At 70.0% G+C, this 8,647-nt stretch carries 6 protein-coding genes; 3 read left to right on the forward strand and 3 right to left on the reverse strand.

Annotated features, from left to right (window positions below):
- Positions 1–233: 233 nt before the first annotated feature.
- Positions 234–974, forward strand: a complete 741-nt coding sequence (locus ACJA3G_RS23005; protein ID WP_406554927.1) for an endonuclease/exonuclease/phosphatase family protein — start codon at positions 234–236, stop codon at positions 972–974.
- 91 nt (positions 975–1,065) lie between these two features.
- On the opposite strand, the gene ACJA3G_RS23010 is transcribed toward ACJA3G_RS23005, so the two are convergent.
- The 3 genes from ACJA3G_RS23010 to ACJA3G_RS23020 form a co-directional block, all read right to left on the reverse strand.
- Positions 1,066–4,044 (reverse strand): FG-GAP-like repeat-containing protein, encoded by a 2,979-nt coding sequence (locus ACJA3G_RS23010; RefSeq protein WP_406554922.1) that lies wholly within the window; start codon positions 4,042–4,044, stop codon positions 1,066–1,068.
- Positions 4,045–4,426: 382 nt separating this feature from the next.
- Positions 4,427–5,104 carry a hypothetical protein gene (locus tag ACJA3G_RS23015; protein ID WP_406554923.1) on the reverse strand — a complete coding sequence of 226 codons (678 nt, stop codon included), beginning with the start codon at positions 5,102–5,104 and terminating at the stop codon, positions 4,427–4,429.
- A gap of 424 nt (positions 5,105–5,528) precedes the next feature.
- Positions 5,529–6,449 (reverse strand): hypothetical protein, encoded by a 921-nt coding sequence (locus ACJA3G_RS23020; RefSeq protein WP_406554924.1) that lies wholly within the window; start codon positions 6,447–6,449, stop codon positions 5,529–5,531.
- A 251-nt stretch (positions 6,450–6,700) separates the two neighbouring features.
- Between ACJA3G_RS23020 and ACJA3G_RS23025 the strand changes: the two genes are divergently transcribed.
- Together ACJA3G_RS23025 and ACJA3G_RS23030 are read left to right on the forward strand one after the other, a co-directional pair.
- Entirely contained in the window at positions 6,701–6,940 is a 240-nt protein-coding gene (locus ACJA3G_RS23025) for a hypothetical protein (protein WP_406554925.1), read from the forward strand.
- Positions 6,941–7,061: 121 nt separating this feature from the next.
- Positions 7,062–8,405: a lipase family protein gene (locus ACJA3G_RS23030; protein ID WP_406554926.1), complete on the forward strand. Its 1,344-nt coding sequence runs from the start codon at positions 7,062–7,064 to the stop codon at positions 8,403–8,405.
- The last annotated feature ends 242 nt before the right edge of the window (positions 8,406–8,647 follow it).

Genomic DNA, 8,647 nt, shown 5'->3' on the forward strand with positions numbered 1-8,647 from the left:
ACCCACCGGCCCGACCCTCCCGACCGGCTGCCAGCCGATGGACCTGGGCTCCTGGGTCGAGTACTGGATGGGCGGCAGGGTCTGCCTGCGGTTCGACTGGTACTCACGCCGGAGCTGACCCCGGTGACGGCGCCCACGTGAATGCTCGGGCCGAGTCGAGCGGAGGCCCGGCGAGGCCGAGCGAGGCCAGGTGGAGGGAAGGGAAGGGAGGGGAAGGCGTGGAGGATCTGCCCATGTCGGCGACGGAGCCCGACGGCTCCGCGGTCGTACGGGTGCTCAGCTACAACGTCCGTTCCCTGCGAGATGAAGTCCCGGCGCTGGCCCGCGTCATCCGGGCCTGCCGCCCCGACGTGGTCTGCGTCCAGGAGGCGCCGCGGTTCTTCCGCTGGCGCAAGGCCGCGGCGCGCCTGGCGAAGGCGTCGGGGCTCGTCTACGTCACGGGCGGCGCCACCGCCTCGGGCCCGATGATCCTCTCCTCGCTCCGGGCGCACGTGGAGCGCGCCGAGGACGTCCTGCTGCCCCGCACGCCCGGCCTGCACCAGCGTGGCTTCGCGACCGCCGTGCTGCGTTTCGGCCGGGCCCGGCTCGGGGTGCTCAGCTGTCACCTGAGCATCGACGACGAGGAGCGGTACGAGCAGGGACGGCTGCTCCTGGACCGGCTGGCCGCCCTGGACGTGCCGTACGCCGTCGCCGCGGGCGACCTCAACGACCGCCCCGACGGCCGCACTTTCCAGCTGCTCGCGGGGTCCCTCCAGGACGGCTGGGCGACGAAGCCGTGGGGACGGGAGCACACCACCAGGCTGGGCGACCCGCTCCAGCGCATCGACGCGGTCTTCGCCACCCATGGCGTCCAGGTGCTGGGATGCGGCGTACCGATGGGCCTGCCCGGCATCCGGGAACGGGACCTGCGGGCGGCCACGGACCACCTGCCGGTACTGGCGGCAGTACGGGTGCCCGCCGGCCCCGCCGCGTGAAGACGGGCCCGCACATGGGCGCGGGCCCGTGCATGAACGCACGGGCCCGCACCGCAGGGGGAACACCCGCCCAAGGCGGGGAAACGAGGGATCAGAAGAGGTACTTGTACATCTGCCAGCCCCCGCCGACCTTGTTACGGCCGTAGAAGTTGCCCTTGCCGTCCGCGGCGTAGGACCACAGCACGCCGGTCGTGTCGCGGGCGACCAGGTCGAGCTTGCCGTCCCCGGTCATGTCGCCGACACCGACCAGCGTGTCGTAGACCTGCCAGCCGCCGCCGAGCTTCACCCGGGTGTCGAGGGTGCCCTTGCCGGTACCGGGGTAGAGCCACAGGACGCCCGAGGAGTCGCGGGCGATGAGGTCCGCCCTGCCGTCCCCGTTCAGGTCTCCTCCGCCCGCGGCCAGCAGGTAGGACTTCCAGCCGGTGCCGATCTTCACGCGGGCCTTGAAGTTGCCCGAGCCGTTCGCCTCGTAGAGGTACAGGTCGCCCGTGGACGCCTCGCGGGCGAGCACGTCCGCGTGACCGTCACCGGTCATGTCGCCGGGGGACGTCAGCACGTCGAAGATGTTCCAGCCGCCGCCGATCTTCGCGTACGGGGTCGCCGAGGTCAGCGCCTTGCCCGCCGGCTTGTACAGGCGCAGTTCACCGCTGCTTAGGCGGACCAGGACGTCATTGGTGCCGTCGCCGTCGACGTCGTCGAAGGGAACCGCCGCCGACATGGTGTCCGCGCCCGTCCAGCCGGCGCCCGGCACCTTTCCGTCGAGCTGTCCGTCGTCGCCCTCGCGGAAGTCGGCGACACCGCCCGGTGTGACGGCCAGCAGGTCGGCGAAGTCGACGGGGCTGGCGATGTAGTCACGCCAGATGGGGGCGGACTTGACCGTGCCCTTCACATCGAAGGGGGTGGTCACCTCCTGGTCCGGGCCGCCGTCGGCGGGGACCGCGGTCAGCTTCCACGCATACCTGCCCGGGGTCAGGTCCCGGCCCGCGGAGTCCTTGCCGTCCCAGTCAAGGCGCACCACGCCGCGGGTCTCGCCGCCCGTGGCCGTGCGGACCGTGTCGCGGGTGGTGAGGTTCACCAGCGACAGGTCCCAGGAGGCCAGCGGCTTCGAGGCCCACCAACGGGCCGTGCGCGCGGCCGACTTGGCGTCCACGCCCGACGGGAAGTCCGTGTCCAGCGCGGCGACGGGAGCGGCGGCGACCCCGGACGGGGCCACCTTGGTGTCGCCCTGCGCGTCCACGTACGCCACCGTGCCGCCGAAGCGGTCCACGCTCCAGCCCAGGCCGGGCGCGGCCACGGCGGGCTTGCCCACCTGGTGGGTCCCCTTCGTGCCGTGCAGGTCGGTGACGTTCAGTACGCCGTCCTTCTGCCAGGCGACATAACCGTCACCGAGCAGGGCGCCCTCGTGGGCGGGCAGCACGGTGTTCTTGTCGGTCAGGGTGTCGTACACCCCGGACTTGTCGCGGTCGCACTCCCAGTAGACGTCCGTGCCCTGCGCCTGGAGGGACGTCGTCAGGCAGGGCGCCATGATGTCCTTGCCGGTCGCCCTGCCCGTACGGACGTCGAAGGCCCGCGACCGGCCGGGCTCGTCGCCCATCCACAGGGTGCTGCCGGAGAGGGCGAAGCTGGGGGAGGACAGACCGGTGTGGACCACCGAACCGGTGTCGAGGTCGGTGACCTGGACACGCTCGTCCTTGCGCCAGGTGGCGAGGTAGCGGCCGGACACCCGCAGCACGTCCGCCTTCACACCCAGGGTGCGCGCGGGCAGCTTCGCGCCCGCGTCGAGGACCTTCACGGTGCCGTCGGCGAGCCGGTGCACCAGGCGGCCGTCACCGGTGGCCTGGATGTCGGGCGTGCCGCCCACCGGGAACTCGGCGGCGTCCGCGCCCCGGTCGGTACGCGGCCCGGCGCTCAGCGGACCCGTGACCGACAGGTCGATCCCGCTCAGCCGGGTGTGCCCGCCGTCCTCGTCGGGGACCCGGTCCACCGTGGTCAGCCGGCCCTGCGCCACGGCGAGCGCACTGGGGACCGAGGCCAGGGACGGCGACTCGCGCACCCGGGTGGCCTCCAGCGAGGAGCCCACCGCGTACACGCCCTGGTGGCCGTCGACGACCGCGCCGATCAGCATGGTCCCGTCGGGCTTGAAGCGGGCCATCGCGGTGGCCTTCTCCAGTACGACACGCTCGGGTCCGCCGGTGAGCGGCACCGCGACGACGCGGTAGTCGAGCGAGGAGTAACGTTCCTGCCCGCCGGTGGACACGCGGCGCGCCACCAGGACGCTGTCCCCGACCGCGCCGAGCAGCTGGGCGCCGTCGTAACCGGGGATCGTGAGGTGGTCGGTGGCGGACCAGAAGTCCGAGGTCTTCCAGACCGACGCCTTGCCGTCCTTGGTCCACTGGACGAGGCGGTCACCGCCGACCTCGATCCGGCCGTTGTCGTACCCGTCCGTCGTGAGGTGGGTGGAACGGGCGACTCCGTCCCTGCCCAGCCAGCACAGCAGCGTCATCCCGGAGATCTTCTGCTGGACGAGCATGCCGTCCTTGTTGCCCGTGTAGAGCGACTCCAGCGTGCCCGAACCGCTGACGGCCTTCTCCTGGAGGGTGCCGTCCTCCCAGTACTGCACGCGCATACCGAGCGTGCCCTGGCTGACGACCACGTCACCGAAGGTCCCGGCGAACCGCTGGCCCTGCGGCAGCGGCACGGTCCGCCGCGTGCCGTCCTTCATGTTGAGCTGGACGACCGAGGAGGTGTCCTTGCCGGTGAGGACGAGTACGTCGGTGCCGGTCCCCCAGGCGGTCTCCCTGCCCTCCGGCAGGACGATCCGCTCGGTGGAACCGTCCGCATACGACGTCCAGCTGAAGCCCACCTTGGCCCAGCCGGACAGATAACCGGTCTCGCCCGCGCCGTTGATCACGGTCGCGGCGCCATCGGGCGTGCGCTCGGCGGGAATGGTCAGTTCCGTCGGTGTGTCGGCCGCGAAGGCCGGAGCCGCGGCCAACGGTGCGATCGCGCCCGCGAGTCCGAACGCCGTGACCACGGCGACCGCACTGCGTACGAGTGTGTGACGTCTCATGCTGCTACTCCCGAACGTTTACGGGGTGGCGCAGGAGCGCGACGAACCCGCGTCCCCTTTGCTCAGAGCAGCCCCCCGGCGCTCTGGACCCCCATACACACAGTCAGACACACCAGAGATCACTTCAGTTGTACGAAGTTCAACGCAATTCACGTCGGAGGGCCGGTGGCCCGGACTTTCGGGCGGCTCGGGCCACAACCGGTACGTCCCGGGAGCACCCCGGCGGGGCCCGGGCCCTGAGGCCCGGGCGCCGGACGTGCGTCGTGCACGGCTGTGCGGCGACGCGCCGATGTGTGGGGGCGCGGCGTCGCAGAAGGGCCGGCAGCACCTGCGCCGGACATCCGGGCCCCGACGTCAGCCCGGGTGTTCGTGACGGACGGCGCTACTGCGCACGCGCGGTCTGGCCTGCCTTCAGCCGTTCCGACCGTGCGAAGGGAAGGGCGGGACTGGCCACGTCCTCCTGCTCCGACTGCTCCTGATGGTCCTGCTGTTCCTGCTGCTCCTGTTGCGTCTCGTGGAGCACGGTGGTGGCGAGACGGCGCAGGGCGTCGGCGTGTTCGGTGAGAACCCGGTGGGTGTGGGAGTCGTCCGGGTCGGTGAGCAGCAGACGGGCGGCGGTGTTGATGGCCCGCAGCCGTGGCTTCTGGGCGTCCCGCTGGCAGGCGGGGAGGCACCGCCAGGCGGTGTTGGCGATCGTGACGAGCCGCCAGGTGGGGGAGGAGGTGGGTTCCGCCTCGTAGAAGCGCAGGGCGTGGCGGCTGACCAACCAGTACGACAACGCCACCGACGCACCGGTGAAGGCGTCGAACGCCAGCCACAGGTAGGCGAGCCGGCGGTGCCCGGTCAGTTCGTCGGCCAGCCATGCGAGTCCGGCGCCGCCCGCACCGAAAACAGCAAGAGCGGCCAGGGTGAAGAGCAGCACTGCTGGAAAGAGACCAATACAATTATCGCTCTCCAGGCGCGTCAGCCCTTTCCAGTGGGGGGCGAGATAGCGGGCGTACCGCACAGTTCTGGGGGCGGGCTCGATGATGGCGATACGTCTCGCCCAGCTTACAGCCATAGCAATTTCACTCCACGAGTCCTGAGGGTGCACATTCTGGACATTTGAGGGAACGAGTGGAGTGCGCGTGAGGCCCTGCCGAGAACTAGAAATAACGTTCCTGTGCCGGATGTTACACCGAATAGCGGGGCGCAATAAAGGCGCATAAAGCGGCGCGTTCAGCTTTATGCGGAGCAGGTCGGTAAATATCCCCGGCGGCCCACACCATGAAATAACGTTTCCTTAGGACGCCCAACTGTACGGTCCGTACCGAATGGACGTCCTACCCGCAGATGCACGCCTTCAAGGTCATATGACGGAATTCCCGGCCGACGGCGAGCCGCCGCGCCCCACGACGGACGGGGCCACCGAACAGCCGAGTGCGGTGGCCGGCCAGGCGCGGAGCACGCACCGCCCCCACCGGCCGGCCGCCTCGCGCCAGGACCTACTGCGAACCGTGGGACGCCGTCTGCCAGTGGTTGAGAATCCCGTCCCAGTTGTACGCGACGGTCTGCGGATCGGCCGGAACATACGGCTCGTAGTAGTCCTGCGTCCAGGCGCCGGGATGACCCGCCAGCGGCTGCGACGGCACGGCGCCGACACCGGAAAGCGTATACCGGTGGTGCTCCGAAGGCGCCTCGTCGTACCCGGGATCGTCCTCGACCGCCGTCTGGCCACGGGAACGCCGGTGGCGGCCCGACTCCCGGGCCTGCTGCTCGCTCAGCCGCCCCTCGGCGGACAACTGCTGCACACGAGTCACCAACTGCACCAGCTCCAGCCCGAACTGACTGGCCAGAACGGTCAGGTCGAGGCCCTGCTGCCAGCTGTTGACCAGCAACGCGTCCAGCGCGGCCGTCCACGGCTGCCCACCTGGCGTGGGATGGCCCTGCGCGGGCGGCCTGACAGGCGGCACCGTGTGGTCGTACGACTCCTGCACAACAGGAGGCTGCTGCTGGGCCTGATGCTGGTTCTGAGGCGGCTGCGCCTGGGGAGGCGGAGCCTGAGCGGCCTGGCCCTGCGCGGCCTGAGCCCGCCAATAGGCCGACCCCTGCGGACCCGGCCCCGCCGACGCCGCCGGGGCGTAGGCCTGTCCCGCGACCGGCGGTTCGAACGAGTCATAGGTCTCCGGGACAGCGTCGTCCTGCGGACGCGCCGGGGGGACGAGAAGCGAATCGGCGACACTCCGCGCGTTCTCCTTGCCCACCGAACGCCGGGCCTGCCGCACCTCCCGCTCCTGCAGGCCCAGCAGCCCCGCCACCACCCCGTCACTGCCCACGGTCACGGCGAACGCGGCCAGCGTCTGGCTCCGGTTGGCCTGCGCCTCATCCAGCGACACCTGCGTCTCCCGCACATGGTCGTCGCTCATACAAAAAGCCCTCGCAAGCACCGCATGCCGTTCCCACAATTGCCTCGGTTCCATACCGCACTTAACGCGTGACGCCATGTTCGGCTCCGCTCCGATTTCATCGCCACTCGATTGGCCGTCCCCAGCCGTCCATGAAGCTTGTCCCACATTCCGCACTGGCCCCCGAACGGCCCAATCCCTCCGCAGCGGAACATCGTTGAACTGAAGTGCCTCAAATCAAAACGCACCTGTTGCGACGCCTGGGAGCCTGGATGATGTACTCCGCCGGCCACGAAGGCAACGACGTCCTCCCGCCACCCGTGTACCTCGAAAACTCCGGAAAAGTTGTCAAACTGGAATACACCGGCGAACCCCTCACCACCCTGATCGCCGAACTCGACCACATCAGGGACAGCACACAGCCCCGCCGCAGATTCCGCCAAGACGTACAGGAACGCCGAACCCACGCCGGCGTCCCGGCCCAGAAGTCACGGACCACATCACCCGAATGAGGGACCGCGGCTGCGCGTCCGCCCCCACCGGGCCGACGCGCGCGCCGGTTCGCCGACACAGCCGACGACCCACCAGCGGTCCGCCAGAGGGCGCTACCGCCCCGGGCACCCAGGAGTGATCATGGCCCCGTCCACCCCGCCCCAGATCTGCATGACGCTGTCCGCCCTCGCGGCCACCGCAGCGACCCCCCGACCGTCGGGAGAGGCCCGCGACCAGCAGACGTGGCGCGTGGCCGCCGGCATCTCCCAGCAACTGAGCGCCCTCTGGCTGGCCACCAAGGCCAGCTGGCAACTCGCCTGGATCGCCCTCGGCCCGGACGACGACAACATGGCGTACATCGCGAGGAGCATCGACGGCTCCAACCAGTTCGCGGTGGTCGCGCGGGGGACGGTCGGCAACATCACCGACATCCTGGAGGACCTCGATGTCGGCACCGTGGTCCCGTTCACCGCGAGCGGCTCACCGACACCGGTCGCCGTTGCCAAGGGAGCCATGACGGCGTTCACGCAGGTCGCCACCATGGTTTCGATCCCACGGCCGCCTGGGGACGTGCTGGGCGTCGCCGTGCCGGAAGAGGCGTTCGCCTACCAGGGCGCCACACTGGCGCGGGCGCTGGCCGACCTGGTCCAGGCAGCGCCCGCCACACCACGGCCGACGGTGTACGTGACCGGCCACAGCCTGGGCGGCTCCATCGCCACCATGCTCGCCCCCTACCTGTACACGCAGGCACAGAGCTGGACCAACGTCCCGCAGTTCGCCCTCGAGACCTTCGCGGCCCCCACCGCGGGCCTGCAGAGCTTCGCGACCTACGTCAACGGACTGCCCTTCAGCAACAACCATTACGTCAACGCCTGGGACGCGGTGCCACTGGCCTGGGACAACCTGGAGGAGGTGAAGCAGGACAAGTGGTACCCGTCACCCGGCCCGGCAGGCAACATCACCGTGCACCACCTGTTCGACGTACTCAACGGACTCCCGAAGGGCAACGTCTACGTACAGCCCGGTGTGCGGCAGCAGCTGCCGTCGGACGGCAGCTACTCCACGTACGACCCGGCGCTGACCAACAGCACCGTGGCGGACTTCATGGGGCAGGTCACCTACCAGCACGCCAACAACACCTACCTCGGCCTGCTCAAGACCTCTCTCCTCTCCCCTTCCGGGCCGATGGTGTCCAGCGTCAGTCCCAGCTTCGGCAAGAGCGGAAGCACGGTCCTCATCGAAGGCAGCGGCTTCGCCCCGGGCAGCCTCCTCGACTTCGGCCCCATCCCGTGCAGGGACTTCACCATCCCCCCGGGTGGCACCTCCATCACCGCCACGGTGCCCGACGGAGTCGGCATCGCGGATGTCCGGGTCACCAATGTCCTCGGTACGTCACCCGTCGTGCCACTCGGACAGTTCGCCTACGATGGGCCGGCGCCGCTGCTGGTCACCGGCATCAACCCGACCAGCGGACGGGCGGTGTGAAGTTCGGGGGATCTGTCGCTGAGGCGTCCGGCTTCGCGTGTCGTCGGTGGAAGCCATCTATGTGCTGGTCGGCGGCCGGTTGGCTGTCTGGGTTTGGTGTCAGTGGTCCGGATGCTGCGGTGGCATGAGTCCGTATCGGCCGGTGACGTCTTCGCCGAGCCTCCTCCTGCGGGGGTCCTGTTGTCCGTGTACGCCGCACGTCCGGAGGACGGCTGGGGGGGGCATGCAGCGGAGTCGACGGG

This window comes from Streptomyces sp. YS-3 (genome assembly GCF_045257485.1).
GTDB lineage: Bacteria > Actinomycetota > Actinomycetes > Streptomycetales > Streptomycetaceae > Streptomyces.